This window comes from Clostridium sp. CS1-1 (assembly GCF_056135525.1).
The window spans coordinates 4,773,949-4,793,467 of record NZ_CM148680.1 but is presented as its reverse complement, the minus strand read 5'-3'; the positions used below and the strand labels follow the sequence as shown (position 1 = coordinate 4,793,467).

The 19,519-nt window shown below is 35.0% G+C and carries 34 protein-coding genes; all 34 read left to right on the top strand.

Going from position 1 to position 19,519, the window contains the following annotated elements:
- Nucleotides 1–79: 79 nt before the first annotated feature.
- The 34 genes from rpsG to AC0N0V_RS22525 all read left to right on the top strand — a co-directional run bounded on the left by rpsG (nt 80) and on the right by AC0N0V_RS22525 (nt 19,513).
- On the top strand, nt 80–550 hold the full coding sequence (gene rpsG, locus AC0N0V_RS22690; RefSeq protein WP_474461187.1) for a 30S ribosomal protein S7: 471 nt from the start codon (nt 80–82) through the stop codon (nt 548–550).
- Between the two features lie 78 nt (nt 551–628).
- Complete coding sequence (gene fusA / locus AC0N0V_RS22685) at nt 629–2,698, top strand: elongation factor G (protein WP_474461186.1); 2,070 nt, start codon at nt 629–631, stop codon at nt 2,696–2,698.
- A 41-nt stretch (nt 2,699–2,739) separates the two neighbouring features.
- A complete protein-coding gene (gene tuf / locus AC0N0V_RS22680; RefSeq protein ID WP_474461185.1) occupies nt 2,740–3,933 on the top strand; it encodes an elongation factor Tu in 1,194 nt (397 codons plus the stop codon).
- Nucleotides 3,934–4,286: 353 nt separating this feature from the next.
- Nucleotides 4,287–4,595 carry a 30S ribosomal protein S10 gene (gene rpsJ, locus AC0N0V_RS22675; RefSeq protein WP_250815505.1) on the top strand — a complete coding sequence of 103 codons (309 nt, stop codon included), beginning with the start codon at nt 4,287–4,289 and terminating at the stop codon, nt 4,593–4,595.
- Nucleotides 4,596–4,669: 74 nt separating this feature from the next.
- Nucleotides 4,670–5,299, top strand: coding sequence for a 50S ribosomal protein L3 (rplC, locus tag AC0N0V_RS22670; protein WP_474461184.1), 630 nt, complete (start codon nt 4,670–4,672; stop codon nt 5,297–5,299).
- A gap of 25 nt (nt 5,300–5,324) precedes the next feature.
- Nucleotides 5,325–5,945 (top strand): 50S ribosomal protein L4, encoded by a 621-nt coding sequence (gene rplD / locus AC0N0V_RS22665; protein ID WP_474461183.1) that lies wholly within the window; start codon nt 5,325–5,327, stop codon nt 5,943–5,945.
- A complete protein-coding gene (gene rplW, locus AC0N0V_RS22660) occupies nt 5,945–6,238 on the top strand; it encodes a 50S ribosomal protein L23 (RefSeq protein WP_474461182.1) in 294 nt (97 codons plus the stop codon). Before rplD ends, rplW begins: the two co-directional genes overlap by 1 nt.
- A 62-nt stretch (nt 6,239–6,300) precedes the next feature.
- On the top strand, nt 6,301–7,134 hold the full coding sequence (rplB, locus tag AC0N0V_RS22655; RefSeq protein ID WP_474461181.1) for a 50S ribosomal protein L2: 834 nt from the start codon (nt 6,301–6,303) through the stop codon (nt 7,132–7,134).
- Between the two features lie 66 nt (nt 7,135–7,200).
- Nucleotides 7,201–7,488, top strand: a complete 288-nt coding sequence (rpsS, locus tag AC0N0V_RS22650) for a 30S ribosomal protein S19 (RefSeq protein WP_474461179.1) — start codon at nt 7,201–7,203, stop codon at nt 7,486–7,488.
- Nucleotides 7,489–7,506: 18 nt separating this feature from the next.
- The gene (gene rplV, locus AC0N0V_RS22645) at nt 7,507–7,842 is read left to right on the top strand and encodes a 50S ribosomal protein L22 (RefSeq protein ID WP_474461177.1); all 336 of its coding nucleotides are present in this window, start codon (nt 7,507–7,509) and stop codon (nt 7,840–7,842) included.
- Between the two features lie 14 nt (nt 7,843–7,856).
- On the top strand, nt 7,857–8,528 hold the full coding sequence (rpsC, locus tag AC0N0V_RS22640; RefSeq protein WP_474461176.1) for a 30S ribosomal protein S3: 672 nt from the start codon (nt 7,857–7,859) through the stop codon (nt 8,526–8,528).
- 17 nt (nt 8,529–8,545) lie between these two features.
- A complete protein-coding gene (gene rplP, locus AC0N0V_RS22635) occupies nt 8,546–8,989 on the top strand; it encodes a 50S ribosomal protein L16 (RefSeq protein WP_474461175.1) in 444 nt (147 codons plus the stop codon).
- Complete coding sequence (gene rpmC, locus AC0N0V_RS22630) at nt 8,979–9,191, top strand: 50S ribosomal protein L29 (RefSeq protein WP_474461174.1); 213 nt, start codon at nt 8,979–8,981, stop codon at nt 9,189–9,191. The genes rplP and rpmC overlap by 11 nt, the downstream gene beginning before the upstream one ends.
- A gap of 20 nt (nt 9,192–9,211) precedes the next feature.
- Nucleotides 9,212–9,466, top strand: coding sequence for a 30S ribosomal protein S17 (gene rpsQ / locus AC0N0V_RS22625; RefSeq protein ID WP_474461173.1), 255 nt, complete (start codon nt 9,212–9,214; stop codon nt 9,464–9,466).
- A gap of 29 nt (nt 9,467–9,495) precedes the next feature.
- Nucleotides 9,496–9,864: a 50S ribosomal protein L14 gene (gene rplN / locus AC0N0V_RS22620; RefSeq protein ID WP_474461172.1), complete on the top strand. Its 369-nt coding sequence runs from the start codon at nt 9,496–9,498 to the stop codon at nt 9,862–9,864.
- Between the two features lie 18 nt (nt 9,865–9,882).
- Nucleotides 9,883–10,206, top strand: coding sequence for a 50S ribosomal protein L24 (gene rplX / locus AC0N0V_RS22615; protein WP_474461171.1), 324 nt, complete (start codon nt 9,883–9,885; stop codon nt 10,204–10,206).
- A 21-nt stretch (nt 10,207–10,227) separates the two neighbouring features.
- Nucleotides 10,228–10,773 carry a 50S ribosomal protein L5 gene (gene rplE, locus AC0N0V_RS22610; protein ID WP_474461170.1) on the top strand — a complete coding sequence of 182 codons (546 nt, stop codon included), beginning with the start codon at nt 10,228–10,230 and terminating at the stop codon, nt 10,771–10,773.
- A gap of 12 nt (nt 10,774–10,785) precedes the next feature.
- Nucleotides 10,786–10,971, top strand: a complete 186-nt coding sequence (locus AC0N0V_RS22605; protein WP_474461169.1) for a type Z 30S ribosomal protein S14 — start codon at nt 10,786–10,788, stop codon at nt 10,969–10,971.
- A 30-nt stretch (nt 10,972–11,001) separates the two neighbouring features.
- Nucleotides 11,002–11,400, top strand: a complete 399-nt coding sequence (gene rpsH, locus AC0N0V_RS22600) for a 30S ribosomal protein S8 (protein WP_474461168.1) — start codon at nt 11,002–11,004, stop codon at nt 11,398–11,400.
- Between the two features lie 67 nt (nt 11,401–11,467).
- Entirely contained in the window at nt 11,468–12,010 is a 543-nt protein-coding gene (rplF, locus tag AC0N0V_RS22595) for a 50S ribosomal protein L6 (RefSeq protein WP_474461167.1), read from the top strand.
- An 18-nt stretch (nt 12,011–12,028) separates the two neighbouring features.
- On the top strand, nt 12,029–12,388 hold the full coding sequence (gene rplR, locus AC0N0V_RS22590; protein ID WP_474461165.1) for a 50S ribosomal protein L18: 360 nt from the start codon (nt 12,029–12,031) through the stop codon (nt 12,386–12,388).
- Between the two features lie 16 nt (nt 12,389–12,404).
- Complete coding sequence (gene rpsE / locus AC0N0V_RS22585; protein WP_474461164.1) at nt 12,405–12,902, top strand: 30S ribosomal protein S5; 498 nt, start codon at nt 12,405–12,407, stop codon at nt 12,900–12,902.
- A 13-nt stretch (nt 12,903–12,915) separates the two neighbouring features.
- Nucleotides 12,916–13,095 carry a 50S ribosomal protein L30 gene (gene rpmD, locus AC0N0V_RS22580; RefSeq protein ID WP_474461163.1) on the top strand — a complete coding sequence of 60 codons (180 nt, stop codon included), beginning with the start codon at nt 12,916–12,918 and terminating at the stop codon, nt 13,093–13,095.
- 21 nt (nt 13,096–13,116) lie between these two features.
- Nucleotides 13,117–13,557, top strand: coding sequence for a 50S ribosomal protein L15 (gene rplO, locus AC0N0V_RS22575; protein WP_474461162.1), 441 nt, complete (start codon nt 13,117–13,119; stop codon nt 13,555–13,557).
- Nucleotides 13,558–14,838 (top strand): preprotein translocase subunit SecY, encoded by a 1,281-nt coding sequence (secY, locus tag AC0N0V_RS22570; protein WP_474461161.1) that lies wholly within the window; start codon nt 13,558–13,560, stop codon nt 14,836–14,838. It begins immediately after the preceding gene.
- A gap of 24 nt (nt 14,839–14,862) precedes the next feature.
- A complete protein-coding gene (locus AC0N0V_RS22565; protein ID WP_474461160.1) occupies nt 14,863–15,510 on the top strand; it encodes an adenylate kinase in 648 nt (215 codons plus the stop codon).
- Between the two features lie 2 nt (nt 15,511–15,512).
- A complete protein-coding gene (map, locus tag AC0N0V_RS22560) occupies nt 15,513–16,262 on the top strand; it encodes a type I methionyl aminopeptidase (protein ID WP_474461159.1) in 750 nt (249 codons plus the stop codon).
- A gap of 5 nt (nt 16,263–16,267) precedes the next feature.
- The gene (locus tag AC0N0V_RS22555) at nt 16,268–16,561 is read left to right on the top strand and encodes an RNA-binding protein (protein ID WP_474461158.1); all 294 of its coding nucleotides are present in this window, start codon (nt 16,268–16,270) and stop codon (nt 16,559–16,561) included.
- 7 nt (nt 16,562–16,568) lie between these two features.
- A complete protein-coding gene (gene infA, locus AC0N0V_RS22550; RefSeq protein ID WP_474461157.1) occupies nt 16,569–16,787 on the top strand; it encodes a translation initiation factor IF-1 in 219 nt (72 codons plus the stop codon).
- A 15-nt stretch (nt 16,788–16,802) separates the two neighbouring features.
- Entirely contained in the window at nt 16,803–16,916 is a 114-nt protein-coding gene (rpmJ, locus tag AC0N0V_RS22545) for a 50S ribosomal protein L36 (RefSeq protein WP_025434559.1), read from the top strand.
- A gap of 158 nt (nt 16,917–17,074) precedes the next feature.
- Nucleotides 17,075–17,443, top strand: a complete 369-nt coding sequence (gene rpsM, locus AC0N0V_RS22540; RefSeq protein WP_474461155.1) for a 30S ribosomal protein S13 — start codon at nt 17,075–17,077, stop codon at nt 17,441–17,443.
- Nucleotides 17,444–17,463: 20 nt separating this feature from the next.
- Nucleotides 17,464–17,862, top strand: a complete 399-nt coding sequence (gene rpsK, locus AC0N0V_RS22535; protein ID WP_474461153.1) for a 30S ribosomal protein S11 — start codon at nt 17,464–17,466, stop codon at nt 17,860–17,862.
- A gap of 20 nt (nt 17,863–17,882) precedes the next feature.
- Entirely contained in the window at nt 17,883–18,503 is a 621-nt protein-coding gene (gene rpsD / locus AC0N0V_RS22530) for a 30S ribosomal protein S4 (protein ID WP_474461151.1), read from the top strand.
- A gap of 62 nt (nt 18,504–18,565) precedes the next feature.
- On the top strand, nt 18,566–19,513 hold the full coding sequence (locus tag AC0N0V_RS22525) for a DNA-directed RNA polymerase subunit alpha (RefSeq protein WP_474461149.1): 948 nt from the start codon (nt 18,566–18,568) through the stop codon (nt 19,511–19,513).
- Nucleotides 19,514–19,519: the final 6 nt, after the last annotated feature.

Below are 19,519 nucleotides of genomic sequence, written 5' to 3'. Positions count from 1 at the left end.
TGAAAATGTTGTTTATATAACATATTTTAACCGAGTACCGATGAACTTAAAAGTTAAAATTGTTAAGGAGGGAAGAAAAGTGCCAAGAAAAGGACATATAGCTAAAAGAGATGTATTACCAGATCCAATATACAATAGTAAAGTTGTTACAAAGTTTATAAACAGTATAATGGAAGATGGTAAAAAAGGGGTGGCGCAAAAAGTTTGTTATGCAGCTTTTGAAATAATCCGCCAGAAAACAGATAGAGAACCATTAGAGGTTTTTGAAGATGCAATGAACAATGTAATGCCACTTCTTGAAGTAAAAGCAAGAAGAATAGGTGGTGCTACATACCAAGTTCCTATAGAGGTTAGACCTGAGAGAAGACAGACATTAGGAATCAGATGGATGCTTGCAGCAGCAAGAAAAAGAGGCGAGAAGTACATGAGAGACAGACTTGCTGGAGAATTAATGGATGCAGCTAACAATACAGGTGCAGCTGTTAAGAAAAGAGAAGATACTCATAAAATGGCTGAAGCTAATAAGGCTTTTGCACATTATAGATACTAATATCACAAAACTGTTTTGGTATACACCAAAACAGTTTTGTCAAATTTAAAATTCATACTTAAAAGGGAGGAAGATTAAGTGGGAAGAGAATATCCATTAGAGAGATTTCGTAATATCGGAATAATGGCACATATTGATGCTGGAAAAACTACCACAACTGAGCGTATCCTTTTCTATACAGGAAAAACTCATAAAATAGGTGAGGTTCATGAAGGCGGAGCTACAATGGACTGGATGGTTCAAGAGCAGGAAAGAGGAATAACAATAACATCAGCTGCAACCTTCTGTCTATGGAAAGATCATGCAATAAACATCATAGATACACCAGGACACGTGGATTTTACTGTAGAAGTTGAAAGATCGTTAAGAGTTCTTGATGGTGCAGTTACAGTACTGGATGCAAAAAGTGGAGTAGAACCACAAACTGAGACAGTATGGAGACAGGCAGATAACTATAAAGTACCAAGAATGGTATATGTGAACAAGATGGACTCAACAGGTGCTGACTTCTACATGTGTGTAAACATGTTAAGAGATAGATTGCACTGTAATGCAGTTCCAATTCAAATCCCGATAGGATCTGAAGCTAATTTCAAAGGAATTGTAGACATTGTAACTAATGAAGCTATAATATATGAAGATGATTTAGGAACAGTTATGGATTCAGTTGAAATTCCTGCAGATTTAAAAGAAAAAGCTGCAGAATACAGAACAACTTTACTAGAAGCTGTAGCTGAACAAGATGAAGAATTAATGATGAAATATCTTGAAGGCGAAGAGTTTACTATAGAAGAAATAAATCAAGCACTTAGAAAAGGTGTTATAAACAATGCTATAGTGCCAGTTGTATGTGGATCATCATATAAAAACAAAGGTGTTCAACCAATGATTGATGCTGTAGTTGCATACATGCCATCACCATTAGACATTCCAGCTATTCAAGGAACAAATCCTGATACTGGTGCAGAAGATAGAAGACCAGCGGACGATAACGCACCAATGTCAGCGTTAGCATTTAAAATAGCAACTGACCCATTTGTAGGTAAGTTAGCTTTCGCAAGAATATACTCAGGTATAATGAAGAGCGGTACTTATGTACTTAACTCAACAAAAGGAAAAAAAGAGAGAATTGGAAGACTTGTTAAAATGCATGCTAACTCCAGACAAGAAGTTGAAGAACTTCGCGCTGGTGATTTAGGAGCAATAATTGGATTAAAAGAAACTACAACAGGTAATACACTTTGTGATGATGAAAATCCAATTATACTTGAAAGTATGGAATTCCCAGATCCAGTTATAGATGTAGCTATAGAGCCAAAGACTAAAGCTGGTCAAGAAAAAATGGGTATAGCGTTAGCTAAGCTTGCTGAAGAGGATCCAACATTTAGAACTCATACAGATCAAGAAACTGGTCAGACAATTATAGCTGGTATGGGAGAACTTCACCTTGAGATAATCGTTGATAGACTTCAAAGAGAATTTAAAGTTGAATGTAACGTTGGTAAGCCACAAGTTGCTTATAAAGAAACTATTAAAAAGGCTGTTAAAGCTGAAGGTAAGTTTGTTAGACAGTCTGGTGGACGTGGTCAGTATGGTCACTGTTGGATTGAAATGATACCATCAGAAGAAGGATATTCATTTGAAAATGCTATTGTTGGGGGAGCAATTCCAAAGGAATATGTTTCACCAATTGACAATGGTATCCAAGAAGCTTCAGATAGTGGTATAATAGCTGGATATCCAGTTATCAACTTCAAGATTAAATTAGTTGATGGATCATATCATGATGTTGACTCATCAGAAATGGCATTTAAAATCGCTGGATCTATGGCATTTAAGAACGCTATGGCAAAAGCAGATGCAGTATTACTAGAACCAATGATGAAAGTTGAAGTTATAGTCCCTGAAGAGTACATGGGAGATGTAATGGGAGACATTAACTCAAGAAGAGGAAGAATAGAAGGAATGGAAGCAAGAGCAGGTGCTCAAGTAATAAGATCATTCGTACCTCTTTCAGAGATGTTTGGTTATGCAACTACTTTAAGATCAAGAACACAAGGTAGAGGAGTTTACTCAATGGTATTTGATCATTATGAGGATGTTCCAAAGAGCATTCAAGAGCAAGTTGCAGGAAAGAAAAATTCTTAATTTAATAAAATAGATTAGTTTATTTTAAGGAGGAACAAAAAATGTCAAAAGCAAAATTTGAAAGAACAAAACCACACGTAAACATAGGAACAATAGGACACGTAGACCACGGTAAGACAACATTAACAGCAGCAATAACAACAGTATTATCAAAAAAAGGATTTGCAGAAGCATTTGATTATGCATCAATAGACAAAGCACCAGAAGAAAGAGAAAGAGGAATCACAATCAACACAGCACACGTTGAATATCAAACAGAAACAAGACACTATGCACACGTTGATTGTCCAGGACACGCTGACTATGTTAAGAACATGATAACAGGAGCAGCACAGATGGATGGAGCTATCTTAGTTGTAAGTGCAGCAGATGGTCCAATGCCACAAACAAGAGAGCACATACTACTAGCATCAAGAGTTGGAGTACAATATATAGTAGTATTCTTAAACAAAGCAGATATGGTAGATGATCCAGAGTTGTTAGAATTAGTTGAAATGGAAGTTAGAGAATTACTTAACGAGTATGACTTCCCAGGAGATGATACTCCAATCGTAGCTGGATCAGCATTAAAAGCATTAGAAAATCCAACAGATGAAGAAGCAATAAAGCCAATACTAGACTTAATGGATGCAGTAGATAGCCATATACCAACACCAGAAAGAGCTACAGACAAAGCATTCTTAATGCCAGTAGAAGATGTATTCACAATCACAGGAAGAGGAACAGTTGCAACAGGAAGAGTTGAAAGTGGAATACTAAAAGTTGGAGACGAAGTAGAAATCGTTGGATTAAAAGAAGAAAAAGGTAAGTCAGTATGTACAGGAGTTGAAATGTTTAGAAAGCTTCTTGATCAAGCGATGGCAGGAGATAACATAGGAGCATTATTAAGAGGTGTTCAAAGAACTGATATCGAAAGAGGTCAAGTATTAGCAAAACCTGGTTCAGTTCAACCACACAGCAAGTTTGTAGGTCAGGTTTACGTATTAAAGAAAGAAGAAGGCGGAAGACATACTCCATTCTTCGATGGATACAGACCACAATTCTATTTCAGAACAACAGACGTTACAGGATCAATCAAATTACCAGAAGGAATGGAAATGGTTATGCCTGGAGACCACATCGACATGAAAGTTGAATTAATCACTCCAGTAGCAATGGATGAAGGATTAAGATTCGCTATAAGAGAAGGCGGAAGAACTGTTGGTTCAGGAGTTGTTAGTACTATAGAAAAGTAATCAATTTTAGCTTAAATAACTTAATGTAAATTTTAAAGGCCTTTAAAATAAAAAAAGGAAAGAGGACGCTCTTTCCTTTTTTATAAAATTATTTAGATTAAAATTTATGCTTGTCAAAAATAAAAAGATAGTGTATAATAAAGAAGTTGTAAAATGATAACAGCGATGAGGCAAGAGGTTGCCGGACTTCCGGGTAATTCTTAGCTGAGTATGCTAGGTCTTGAACCGAGCGACGGTGGTTCTGTATATTAGGGTGTTTTAAAAAAACATATGCAACGCCCGGAACAGTTTACATAACACATCCGCTGTTGTACGTAAGAAGCAAAGCGTGCATGAAAAGGAGGGAAATAGCAATGGCAAAACAAAAAATTAGAATCAGACTAAAGGCTTTTGATCACAATATATTAGATCAATCAGCTGAAAAAATTGTTGAAACTGCAAAATCAACTGGAGCAAAAGTAGCAGGTCCAGTACCTCTACCTACAGAAAAGGATATTATAACAATATTAAGAGCTCCACACAAATATAAGGATTCAAGAGAGCAGTTTGAAATAAGAACTCACAAAAGATTAATAGATATATTAAGTCCATCACCAAAAACTGTTGATGCCTTAATGAGACTTGATTTACCAGCAGGCGTTGATATTGAAATAAAATTATAATTGTAATAGATAGACTATTACTGACTATTATGATCGCTGGTTCGATCCGCTAATATGTTGAGGAGGTGCAGATAATGAAAAAAGCTATACTAGGCAGAAAACTTGGTATGACTCAAATATTCGATGAGAATGGTAAGATAATCCCTGTAACAGTAATTGAAGCAGGTCCATGTGTGGTTACTCAAAAGAAAACTACAGAAAAAGATGGTTACAATGCTATACAGGTAGGATTTGCTGATATAAGAGAAAAGCTTGTAAATAAGCCAATGAAAGGGCATTTTGCTAAAGCTGGTGCTTCTTTAAAAAGGTTTATAAAAGAGTTTAGATTAGAAGATATAAGTTCCTACGAAGTAGGAAACGAAATAAAGGCTGATTTGTTTGCAGCTGGAGAAAGAATTGATGTGTCTGGAGTGTCAAAGGGTAAGGGATTCCAAGGCACTATAAAGAGATGGAATGCTCACAGAGGTCCAATGTCACACGGATCAAAGTTCCATAGAGCAGTAGGTTCTATGGGAGCATCATCAAGCCCATCAAGAACATTTAAAAACAAGAAGTTACCTGGACACATGGGGCATGTAAATACAACAGTATTGAATTTACAAGTTGCTAAGGTTATGCCTGAGAAAAACATTATATTAATAAAAGGTGGAGTACCAGGACCAAACAAGAGCTTTGTAGTAATAAGAAATACAGTTAAGGCTTAAGTTTTAGTAGAAAGGAGGATGCAGAATGCCTACAGTAGGAATGTTTAATAAAGAAGGACAAAAAGTTGGAGATATTCAACTATCAGATAACGTGTTCGGAGTTGAAGTTAACGAAGATGCTTTACATCAAGTAGTTGTTGCTTTACTTGCAAACAAAAGACAAGGAACTCAGTCAGCTAAAACTAGAGCTGAAGTTTCTGGAGGTGGAATAAAGCCTTGGAGACAAAAAGGAACTGGTAGAGCAAGACAGGGTTCAATAAGAGCGCCACAATGGATTCATGGTGGTATGGTTTTTGCAGTAAAACCAAGAAGTTACAGAACTTCTGTTCCAAAGTCAATGAGAAGAGTGGCTATGAAATCTGCTCTTACAAGCAAAGTTAAAGATAACGAAATGATAATTTTAGAGAGTCTTGAATTAGATGCTCCAAAAACAAAAGAAGTTGTTAAAATGTTAAATGCATTTGATGCTAAGAAAACCCTAATAATTACATCTGAATCAAACGAAAATGTATATAAATCAGCAAGAAACATAGAAGGTGTAGCTGTAATACCAGCTAACAATATAAATGTATATGATTTATTAAAATATGATAAGGTTATAATTACTAGGAATGCTGTGTCAAAAATTGAGGAGGTGTATGCATAATGAAGCTAACTAATTATGATATCATAAGAAGACCTGTTATAACTGAAAAAAGCATGGCTTCTATGAATGATAAAAAATACACCCTTATAGTTGATATTCATGCTAATAAGTCAATGATAAAAAGAGCGGTAGAAGAAGTTTTCGGCGTAAAAGTAGAAGATGTTAAAACTGCTAGATTTTTAGGTAAGACTAAGAGGGTTGGAGTACATGTTGGAAAAAGACCTGACTATAAAAAAGCAATAATTAAACTTGCAGCTGATAGTAAGGCTATTGAATTCTTTGAAGGCATGTAATTATAAATAAAGCGTTTATTGGTTAAATACCAGATAAGCTATAAGAAGGAGGGAATACCGAGATGGCAGTTAAAGGTTTTAAACCTACCACTCCTTCAAGAAGAGAAATGACTATGAGTACTTTTGAAGAAATAACTACAAGTGTACCTGAGAAATCTCTTCTTGTTGCAAAAAAGAGAACTGGTGGTAGAAATGCAAACGGTAAAATAACAGTTCGTCATATTGGTGGCGGTGCAAAACAAAAATATAGATTAATAGATTTTAAAAGAAATAAAGATGGAATACCAGCAAAGGTATCTACAATAGAATATGATCCAAATAGATCAGCTTATATAGCTCTTGTAGTTTATGCTGATGGTGAAAAAAGATATATAATAGCTCCTGTTGGATTAAAAGTAGGAGATGTTATTTTCTCAGGATCAGATGCTGATATAAAGGTTGGTAACTGTCTTCCTATGAAGAACATACCTGTTGGTACAGTAGTTCATAATATTGAATTAGCAGTAGGAAAAGGTGGTCAGCTTGTAAGATCAGCTGGAGCTTCGGCTCAGCTTATGGCTAAAGAAGGCGACTACGCTACTTTGAGACTTCCAAGTGGTGAAATGAGATATGTGAGAATAGAGTGTAGAGCTACTATAGGAACAGTATCAAATTTAACTCACGAAATTATCAACATAGGTAAGGCTGGTAGAAAGAGACATATGGGCGTTAGACCAACAGTTAGAGGATCTGTAATGAACCCTAATGATCACCCACACGGTGGTGGAGAAGGTAAATCACCTATAGGACACGCAAGTCCAATGACTCCTTGGGGTAAACCAGCACTTGGATACAAAACTAGAAAACATAAGAAGTATTCAGATAGATTTATTATTAAGAGAAGAAATGATAAATAGTAGGAAGAGAATATCACATTCTCTTCACTAACTATTAATCAGATTTTATGAAGGGAGGCCAATTTAGTGAGCAGATCAGTTAAAAAAGGACCTTTTATACATGAAGGACTTTTAAAGAAAATCAACGAAATGAATAAAGCAGGGGAAAAGAAAGTTGTAAAGACTTGGTCAAGAAGTTCAACTATATTCCCACAAATGATAGGTCACACAATTGCAGTGCATGATGGAAGAAAGCACGTTCCTGTATACATATCAGAAGATATGGTAGGACATAAGTTAGGGGAATTCGTTCTAACTAGAACATACAAGGGACACGTTGCTAAAAACGAAAAATCATCAGGCGTGAGAAGATAGGAAAGGAGGTAACATACAATGGAAGCTAAAGCTATAGCTAAATATGTAAGAATGTCCTCAATGAAAATAGGAATTGTTCTTGACTTAGTGAGAGGCAAAAATGTAAACGAAGCTTTTGCTATATTACAATACACTCCAAAGGATGCAGCAGAAGTAATTAATAAGGTATTAAAGTCAGCTGTTGCAAATGCAGAGAACAACTTAAATTTAGATAGAAATAGTTTATATGTTGCGGAAGCATATGTAGGTGCAGGACCAACATTAAAGAGATTTAGACCACATGCTCAAGGTAGAGCGTTTAGAATAAAGAAAAGAACTAGCCACATAACTCTAGTAGTTAAAGAAAGAGCTTAAAAGGAGGGAAACAGATGGGACAGAAAGTACATCCACATGGCTTAAGAGTTGGCGTAATTAAAGATTGGGATGCTAAATGGTATGCGGACAGCAAAACTTTTGCAGATAACCTAATTGAAGACAACAAAGTTAGAAAATTCGTTAAGCAAAAAACTGCAGCAGCTGGAGTTTCAAGAATTCAAATTGAAAGAGCAGCTAAGAGAATAAAGTTAAATATCCATACTGCTAAGCCTGGTATGATAATAGGTAAAGGCGGTCAAGGAATTGATGCTTTAAAAGCTGAAATCAAGAAAATGGTTGGAGACAAAAATATTTTAATAAATATAGTTGAAGTAAAATCAGCTGAATCAGATGCTCAACTTATGGCAGAAAGCATAGCACAACAACTTGAAAAGAGAATTTCATTTAGAAGAGCTATGAAGCAAACAATTCAAAGAGCAATGAAAACTGGTGTTAAGGGAATTAAAACTGCATGTTCAGGAAGACTTGGTGGTGCTGAAATAGCAAGAGCTGAATCATATCATGAAGGAACAATTCCACTACAAACACTAAGAGCTGATATAGATTATGGATTTGCAGAAGCTGATACAACTTATGGAAAAATAGGAGTAAAGGTTTGGGTATATAGAGGCGAAGTACTTCCTACTAAGAAAGTTGCTGTAAGTAAGGAAGAAGCTAACGCATAAGGAAGGAGGAATATGACATGTTAATGCCTAAAAGAGTTAAACATCGTAAGGTACAACGTGGCAGAATGAGAGGTAAAGCTACAAGAGGTAATTTTATAGCATATGGAGATTATGCTATACAGGCTACTGAATGTGGATGGATAACTAGTAACCAAATCGAGTCTGCCAGAATAGCTATTAATAGATATATCAAAAGAGGAGGAAAACTTTGGATAAAGATTTTCCCAGATAAGCCAGTTACAGAAAAACCAGCTGAAACTCGTATGGGTTCAGGTAAAGGATCACCAGAATATTGGGTATCAGTTATCAAACCAGGTAGAGTATTATTCGAGTTATCAGGTGTTAGTGAAGAAGTAGCTAGAGAAGCTATGAGACTTGCAGCTCACAAGCTACCAGTAAAGACTAAATTTGTAACTAGAAGAGACTTTGAAGAAGTGGGTGGTGAAATAAATGAAGGCTAAAGAATTAAAAGAATTAAGAGAAAATGGCCCTCAAGATTTGCTTGCAAAACTTGATGATCTTAAAGGTGAATTATTCAACTTAAGATTTCAGTTAGCTACAGGTCAATTAGAAAACCCAATGAGAATAAAAGAAGTAAAAAAATCTATAGCCCAAATTAAAACCATCCTTAGAGAAGAAGAACTAAGGGCGTTTGAGCAGTAGGCTGAAAGGAGGTTTGTCCTGTGGAAAGAGGAAATAGAAAGACAAAAATCGGAAGAGTTGTTTCTGACAAGATGGAAAAAACTATAGTAGTTGCGGTAGAAACAAAAGTTCGTCATCCTTTATATGGAAAGACAATCAACAGAACTACAAAGTTTAAGGCTCATGATGAAAATAATGAAGCTAAAATTAATGATAGAGTTTTAATAATGGAAACAAGACCATTATCAAAGGATAAAAGATGGAGACTTGTAGAAATAGTAGAAAAGGCTAAATAGTCTATAAAGCTGAAAGGAGGGTATTTTCAATGATTCAGCAACAAACATTGTTGAAAGTTGCAGATAATTCCGGTGCTAAGGAAATTATGTGTATAAGAGTATTAGGTGGTTCCAAGAGAAAATGGGGAAACATTGGAGATATAATAGTTGCTAGCGTTAAAAGTGCAACACCAGGCGGTGTTGTTAAAAAAGGAGACGTCGTTAAAGCGGTTGTCGTAAGATCAGTTAAAGGATTAAGAAGAGCGGATGGTTCATACATAAGATTTGATGAGAATGCTGCTGTTATAGTTAAAGATGATAAACAGCCAAAAGGAACTCGTATCTTTGGACCAGTTGCAAGAGAGCTAAGAGATAAAGATTTTACAAAAATATTATCATTAGCACCTGAAGTTCTATAAGATAAGGAGGTGGCTACAATGGCAACAAATAAGATACATGTTAGAACAAAAGACACTGTTATGGTTATATCTGGGAAAGATAAAGGTAAAATAGGTGAAATATTAGCTGTAATGCCTAAAACTGGAAAGATACTTGTTAAGGGTATAAATATAGTTACAAAACATCAAAAACCAAACAGAGAAAACATGCAAGGTGGAATAATTCAAAAAGAAGCTGCAATATACAGTTCAAAAGTAATGTTATATTGTAACAGTTGTAAATCAGTGACTAGAATAAGCCATAAAATATTAGATGATGGTTCAAAAGTAAGAGTTTGTAAGAAGTGCGGAGAAACATTCTAATCTTTGAAAGGAGGGCTAAAAATGAGCTTAAGATTACAAGAAAAGTATGAAAAAGAAGTTGTTCCGGCGTTAATGAATAAATTCGGATATAAAAATATAATGGAAGTTCCAAAACTCGAAAAAATAGTTATAAACATGGGTGTTGGAGAAGCTAAAGATAATCCTAAGGTTTTAGAATCGGCAGTAAGTGATTTAACAATCATTTCTGGTCAGAAGCCAATCCTTACGAGAGCTAAAAAATCTATAGCTAACTTTAAAATCAGAGAAAACATGCCAATAGGTTGCAAAGTTACATTAAGAAAGCAAAAAATGTATGAGTTTGCTGATAAATTAATTAGTGTTGCACTACCAAGAGTTAGAGACTTTTCAGGAGTTTCTGATAAGGCATTTGATGGAAGAGGAAACTATTCATTAGGAATTAAAGAACAGTTAATGTTCCCTGAAATAGAGTATGATAAAATAGATAAAGTAAGAGGTATGGATATTATCTTCGTTACGACTGCTAAGACTGACGAAGAATCAAGAGAATTATTAAGATTCCTTGGAATGCCTTTTGCTCAAAAATAAGGAGGGAAAAACGTGGCACGTAAAGCTTTAATAGAAAAGTGGAAGAAAGAACCTAAGTATTCAACTAGAGCTTACACAAGATGCAGAATTTGTGGAAGACCACATGCTGTATTAAGAAAGTTTGGTATATGCCGTATTTGTTTTAGAGAACTTGCTTATAAAGGTGAAATACCTGGATGTAGAAAAGCAAGTTGGTAACTTAGTTATTGATGAAAGGAGGCACAATAAATGGTAATGACTGATCCTATAGCAGATTTACTTACTCGTATAAGAAACGCAAACATAGTTAGACATGAAATAGTGGAAGTACCTTCTTCAACTATAAAGAAGGCTGTTTTAGATATAATGCTTCAAGAAGGATATATAAAGAATGTAGAGGAATACACTGATGGTTCCGTTAACATGATAAGACTTCAAATGAAGTATGGTCAAAATAAAGAAAGAGTTATAACTGGACTTAAGAGAATATCAAAGCCAGGATTAAGAGTTTATTGTAGAAAAGAAGAAATTCCTAAGGTTCTTAACGGACTTGGAGTTGCAGTTGTTTCAACTTCAAAGGGAATTGTTACAGATAGAGAAGCAAGAAAGCTTGGCTTAGGCGGAGAAGTTCTTTGCTACATTTGGTAATAGAGAATACAGAAGTCTCAACAAACAGTATTTGTTGCAGACTTATGAGAATACAGGAGGTATAATCATGTCAAGAATAGGAAAGCTTCCTATAGCTATACCAAGTGGCGTAACTGTTACTGTAACACCAGACAACGTTGTTACAGTAAAGGGACCTAAAGGCCAACTTGTTAAAGCTATGAGCAAGAAGATTAATATAGCTGTTGAAAATAACGCTATAATAGTTACAAGAGACAATGATGAAAAAGAAAAAAGAGCTCTTCACGGATTAACAAGAGCATTAATAAATAACATGGTTATTGGAGTAACTGAAGGATTTGTAAAGACACTTGAATTAGTTGGTGTTGGATACAGAGCTCAATTACAAGGTAAAAAGTTAGTTATGAATCTTGGATATTCACATCCAGTTGAGATAGAACAAGTTGAAGGCGTAACATTCGAAACACCTGCTGCTACTAAAGTTATTGTTAGAGGTATCGATAAAGAGTTAGTTGGTGCTGTTGCGGCAGATATAAGAACTTGGAGAAAGCCTGAGCCTTACAAAGGAAAAGGAATTAAATACGATAACGAAGTTATAAGACGTAAGGAAGGTAAAACTGGTAAGAAGTAATAGAAAGGAGTGAGCTTTATGTTTAATAAGGACGACAGAAAGAAATCAAGAGTAAGACGTCATTTAAGAGTTCGTAAAAAGGTTTTTGGAACAACTGAAAGACCAAGACTTGCGGTTTATAGAAGTGAAAAAAACATATATGCACAAATCATAGATGATATAAATGGAACCACTTTAGTTTCTGCTTCAACTCTAGATAAAGATTTCAACGGTGTTGGAAGCAATAAAGAAGCAGCTAAGGTTGTAGGAGAAATGGTAGCTAAGAGAGCTCTTGAAAAAGGAATTACTGAAGTAGTTTTTGATAGAGGTGGATATGTATATCATGGTAGAGTACAGAATCTTGCAGAAGGAGCAAGAGAGGCTGGCTTGCAGTTCTAGAGAAGGAGGGAAATAAATGAGAATCGATCCTAGCAATTTAAATCTTAAAGAAAAAGTTGTATTTATAAATAGAGTTGCTAAGGTTGTTAAAGGTGGTAGAAACTTTAGATTCAGTGCGCTTGTTGTTGTTGGTGACGAAAACGGACACGTAGGCGTAGGAACTGGAAAGTCTATCGAAATACCTGAAGCAATCAGAAAAGCAATAGAAGATGCTAAGAAGAACTTAATCGAGGTTCCTATAGTTGGTACAACAGTACCACACAACATATCTGGTGAATTTGGTACTGGTAGAGTACTTATAATGACAGCAGCAGAAGGTACAGGAGTTATTGCAGGTGGTCCTGCTAGAGCGGTACTTGAGCTTGCTGGACTTAAGGATGTTAGAGCTAAGTCATTAGGATCTAATAATCCAAGAAACATGGTTAACGCTACACTAAACGGTTTATCAAGACTAAGAACAGCTGAACATATAGCTAAACTTAGAGGTAAATCCGTTGAAGAGATTTTAGGTTAAGGAGGGAATGACCTTGGCTAAACTTAAAATAACTCTTAAAAAGAGTTTAATAGGAAGAAGAGATGATCATATTGCTACTGTCAATGCACTTGGATTAAAGAAAATTGGCAAGACTGTAGAACATGAGGATACTCCTCAAATCAAAGGTATGATAAATAAAGTTAGCTATCTTCTATGCGTAGAAGAAGCATAATATAGAGGAGGTGTAGATAGAATGAAGCTTCATGAATTAAAACCAGCTGCTGGTTCAAGAAAATCTCCTAAGAGAGTAGGTAGAGGTACTGGATCAGGATTAGGAAGAAATGCTGGTAAGGGTGAAAAAGGACAGAAGGCTAGAAGTGGTGGCGGAGTAAGACCTGGATTCGAAGGAGGTCAGATGCCATTATACAGAAGACTTCCAAAGAGAGGTTTCACAAATATATTTGCAAAAGAGTATGCTGAAATAAATATCGATAGATTAAATATATTCGAAGATGGCACTGAAATTACACCTGAGTTATTACTTGAAAAGGGAATAGTTAAAAAGGCTAAAAACGGAGTAAAAGTATTAGGAAATGGTGAATTACAGAAGAAGCTAACAGTTAGAGCAGCAAAATTCACAAAAGCTGCTGCTGAGAAAATAGAAGCAGCAGGAGGAAAAGTTGAGGTGATATAGGTGCTATCAACTTTACGCAATGCCTGGAAGGTTCCTGAACTTAGAAAAAGACTATTATTTACACTATTCATGGTAGCAATTTTCAGGATGGGAAACTTCATTCCTGTTCCTGGAATTGACACAACTAAACTTGCAGATTTGACTAAAAGTGGATCTCTGTTTGGTTTTTATGATTTGATTTCTGGTGGTGCATTTAGTAGATTTAGTATATTTGCAATGGGAGTTGTTCCGTTTATAAACTCTTCTATTATAATGCAATTGTTGACAATAGCAGTTCCTCGTTTAGAACAACTTTCTAAAGAAGGAGAAGATGGAAGAAAAAAGATACAACAGTATACTAGATATGCTGCAGTACCTTTAGGAGTAATTCAAGCATTGAGCACATATGCAATTATTACCAGGGCTAATGCACTTCAGGATCCGTCAAATAAGCTTAATGTATTTTTAATAATACTTACATTAACAACAGCTTCGACTTTCCTGATGTGGTTTGGTGATAAAATTACTGAAAAGGGAATAGGAAATGGTATTTCTCTCTTGATATTTATAAATATCATTTCAAGGTTTCCTACCACTATATATCAAGTTGCAGGACTTCAAAAGGCAGAAACAGTTAATTTTGTTGAAGTTATAATATTTGGTATTGCTGTAGTTGCATTATTTATAGCGGTTGTAGTTATGAGTTTAGCCGAAAGAAGAATTCCGGTACAATATGCAGGAAAGACATCTGGAGGAAGGGTGTATAAGGGCCAATCAACTCATATTCCTATTAATGTTAATGGAGCTGCCGTTATTGGTATAATATTCGCAATATCTGTTATGCAATTTCCAATGACTATAGGTCAGTTTTGGCCGGATTCTGCATTTTATAAATTTATAACTATGAGCAAATTTAGCTTATTTAGAGAAAGTAGTTGGCTGTACGCATTAACATACTTTATTCTAACAATATTCTTTACTTGGTTTTATACTGAAGTTACGTTTAAGCCAGAAGAAATGGCTGAAAACATGCATAAATCTTCAGGATTTATACCAGGAATAAGACCTGGGGAAGCAACAGCAAATTACATAGAAAAGGTTCTAGGCAGGATATCAGTTCTTGGTGGTGCCTTTGCTGGAATAATTGCTATAGCCCCTATAGTAGTAGAGTCTTATACAAACTTTAAAGGAATATATTTTGGTGGTACGGGTTTACTAATTATCGTGGGTGCTGCTCTTGATACTTTAAGGCAAATAGAATCACAATTAGTAATGCGTCATTATCAAGGATTCTTAAAGTAATAAAGATATTTGGAGATGATGCAAGTGAAAATAATTTTACTAGGTCCTCCAGGAGCTGGAAAAGGAACACAGGCTAAATTAATTAGTGAAAAGTATTCTATTCCTCATATATCTACTGGAGATATTTTCAGAAAGAATATTTCAGAGAAGACTCCTCTCGGTGTTGAGGCAAAAGCATATATAGATAACGGTCAGCTAGTGCCTGATGACGTTACTATACGAATAGTTGAAGACAGACTAGGCATGGATGATTGTAGAAACGGCTTTTTATTAGATGGCTTTCCAAGAACAGCTAAACAGGCTGAAGCCTTAGATTCATTTTTAAATCATAGCGGACAAAACATTGATACTGCACTTCTAATAGATGTCCCTAAGGATTTTATATTAGAAAGAATGACAGGAAGAAGAGTTTGTTCCGTTTGTGGTGCCAGCTATCATCTTAAGTTTAATCCTTCTAAAGCAGAAGGTAAATGTGATCTTTGTGGTAACAGCTTAATCCAAAGAAAAGATGATACTGAAGCTACAGTTAAAGATAGATTAGATGTATATGATAAGCAAACACAACCGCTTATTGAATACTTCAATAGTCAAAATAAGCTTTCCAAAGTTAATGGAACTGGAGATATTAACAAAGTTTTTGAAAGTATTTGTAATATCTTGGGAGCACTTTAAGTATGATAATAATTAAAAATGATCAAGAAATTGAATTTATGAGGCAGGCTGGAAAAATTGTTGGTAATACCCTGTTAAAGCTAGAAGAGGTAATAAGACCTGGAATAACGACTGCAGAACTGGACATAATTGCAGAAGAGTATATTACGAAACAAGGAGCTAAGCCGTCTTTTAAAGGTTATTATGGGTTTCCAGCTTCAATATGCGCTTCCGTTAACACAGAGGTAGTTCACGGAATTCCATCTAAGAATGTTGTTTTACAAGAAGGCGATATAATAAGTGTTGATTGTGGTGCTATGTTAAATGGTTATCATGGAGATGCAGCAAGAACCTTTCCTGTAGGAAAGATTTCTAAAGATGCTGAACAGTTGATTCAAGTAACCAAAGAAAGTTTTTTTAGAGGTATTAAAAAAGCTTTTATAGGTAATAAATTAACTGATATATCTGCTGAAATTCAAAAGTATGCTGAAAGTTTTGGTTATTCTCTTGTTCGAGATTATGTTGGTCATGGCATAGGCAAAGATATGCACGAAGATCCTGAGGTACCGAATTTTGGGCGACCAAATAGGGGACCAAAATTAATCAAGGGCATGGTTCTAGCCATAGAGCCTATGGTTAATATGGGTAATTATCATGTAAGAGTAGAATCTAATAACTGGACAGTTGTTACTGAAGATAGAAGTTTATCAGCTCACTATGAAAATACTGTAGCTATCTTAGATGATGGTCCTGAAATACTAACCTTAGTTTAACAGAGGTGAATATATTGTTGGACAGTGATAACTATATAGGAAGAGTAGTTTATTCAAAAGCAGGTAGAGATAAAGGTAAGTTTTTTATAATACTTGAGATATTGAATGATACTTATGTATACATTGTTGATGGTATACTTAGAACTATAGATAAACCCAAGAAGAAAAAGATGAAGCACTTGGGATTTACTGATTGTACGGCTGAGGAAATAAAAAACTTATTAATATCAGATAGAGAAATTACTAATGAAGCAATAAGAAAAATTTTGCAGTCTTACGACAATAATAAGGAGGTTTGATTACCTTATGTCAAAAGATGACGTTATAGAAATGCAGGGTACTGTTCTTGAAGCATTACCTAATGCAATGTTTGAAGTAGAATTGGAAAGCGGACATAAAATATTAGCACACATATCAGGCAAATTAAGAATGAACTTTATAAGGATTCTACCAGGTGATAAAGTTACAATAGAACTTTCTCCATATGACTTAAGTCGTGGAAGAATTACCTGGAGAGCAAAGTAATAAGGAGGGTTAGCTATGAAAGTAAGACCATCAGTTAAGCCTATTTGTGAAAAGTGCAAAATAATCAAAAGAAAAGGAAGAGTAATGGTTATCTGTGAAAATCCTAAACACAAGCAAAAACAAGGCTAAAACTTAAGTAATTATAGAATTATTGTTTAGTTTAAGTTAATAATGTTTTAGGACGCGGCTGTAATGGAATAGATAGGGTTCTATTGACCTAAAACTTTATATAAATTAAAACCAAATATTTAATCCTAACAATTAGATATTCAGGAGGTGTAAATTTAATGGCAAGAATAGCAGGTGTTGACCTACCAAAAGAAAAAAGAGTAGAAATAGGTCTAACTTATATATATGGCATAGGATTACCAACTTCTCATAAAATCCTGAAAGAGACAGGAGTTAATCCAGATACAAGAGTTAGAGACTTAAGTGAAGAAGAAGTTAATTCACTAAGAGATTATATTAAGAATATTAAAGTTGAGGGTGATTTAAGAAGAGAAATCGCTTTAAACATAAAGAGATTAATAGAAATTGGCTGTTATAGAGGAATAAGACACAGAAGAGGACTTCCAGTAAGAGGCCAAAAGACTAAGACTAATGCTAGAACAAGAAAAGGTCCAAAGAGAACTATAGCAGGTAAGAAGAAGAAATAATCGTATAAGGAGGGAAAATGATGGCAGCTGGATCAAAGGCTAAAAAGACAAGAAGAAAAAAAGAGAGAAAAAATGTTGAGCACGGTTGTGCACATATAAAGTCGACTTTCAACAATTCAATAGTAACACTAACTGATGCTGTTGGAAATACTTTATCATGGGCTAGTGCGGGTGGATTAGGATTCAGAGGTTCTAGAAAAAGCACTCCATTTGCAGCGCAAATGGCAGCTGAAACTGCAACAAAAGCAGCTATGGAACATGGCTTAAAAAGCGTTGAAGTTTATGTTAAAGGACCAGGAGCAGGTAGAGAAGCTGCAATTAGATCACTTCAAGCTGCTGGCTTAGAAGTTACTTTAATAAAAGACGTTACTCCAATACCACATAATGGATGCAGACCGCCAAAAAGAAGAAGAGTTTAGTAATAGGAGGTGTAATTTATATGGCAAGATATACTGGACCAGCATGTAGAATATGCAGAAGAGAAGGTTTAAAACTATTCCTTAAAGGGGATAGATGTTTTACAGATAAGTGTTCATTCTCAAGAAGAGGCTATGCACCAGGACAGCACGGACAGGGAAGAAAGAAACTATCTAACTATGGTTTACAATTAAGAGAAAAACAAAAAGCTAAGAAGATGTACGGATTATTAGAAGGACAATTCAGAAAGACTTATGAGAGAGCTGAAAGAATGAAGGGGATCGCTGGTGAGAACCTATTAATGCTTCTTGAATTAAGACTTGATAATGTAGTTTATAGATTAGGCTTCGGTGGTTCTAGAAGTGAATCTAGACAGCTTGTAAATCACGGACATTTCTTAGTTAACGGTAAAAAGGTAGATATTCCTTCATACCAAGTTTCAGCTAGTGATGTTATAACAGTTCGTGAAAAGAGTAGAGCATCAGAGAAGTTTAAGGTTTTCGCTGAAAATCCTAAAACTATACCAGCTTGGTTAGAGGGAAGCACAACAGATTTTGGAGGTAAGATAGTAAGAGAGCCTTCAAGAGAAGATATAGATATTCCTGTTAACGAAACATTAATAGTAGAGTTATATAGTAAATAATTAATATAGAATCAGTTGCCCTCAAAATAAATTAATATACAAATAGAAGGAGGGTTATATTCATGTTAGAAATAGAAAAGCCAAAAATTGAATGTGTTGAAGTTAGTGAAGATGGCACCTATGGTAAATTTATCGTAGAACCATTAGAAAGAGGTTATGGCATAACTCTTGGCAATGCTTTAAGAAGAATTCTTCTTTCTTCTTTGCCAGGAGCTGCTGCAAACCATATAAGAATTGATGGAGTACTTCATGAATTTTCAACTGTTCGTGGAGTAAAAGAGGATGTTGCTGAGTTAATTTTAAATATAAAAGGTTTGGCTTTAAAGATGAATGGTGACGGTCCTAAAACTATAGTTATAGATGCACAAGGACCTGGTGAAGTCACTGCAGGAGATATAAAAGCTGATGGAGATGTAGAAATAATTAACAAAGACTTACATATTGCAACTCTTGATGATGATGCGAAGCTATATATGGAAATCCTAGTTAATAGAGGTAGAGGCTACGTTTCTCAGACAAAGAATAAATCTGAAGATATGCCTATAGGGACTATTCCTGTAGATTCAATATACACTCCTATTAAGAGAGTTAATTTTGTTGTAGAAAATACAAGAGTTGGTCAGATTACTGACTATGATAAATTATCTCTTGAAGTATGGACTAATGGTACAATAATGCCAGATGAAGCTATAAGTTTATCAGCAAAAATTCTTATAGAACACTTCAAATTATTTATGACTTTAACTGACCATGCAAACAATGTTGAGATCATGGTTGAAAAAGAAGAAGATAAGAAAGAAAAAGTTCTAGAAATGACAATTGAGGAACTTGATTTATCTGTTAGAAGTTATAACTGTTTGAAGAGAGCTGGTATAAATACAGTACAGGAATTAACTGAAAGAACAATGGATGATATGATGAAGGTTAGAAACCTTGGTAAGAAATCATTAGAAGAAGTTGAACAAAAACTTGAGGCATTAGGATTATCATTAAAACAGAGTGAAGAGTAAAATATC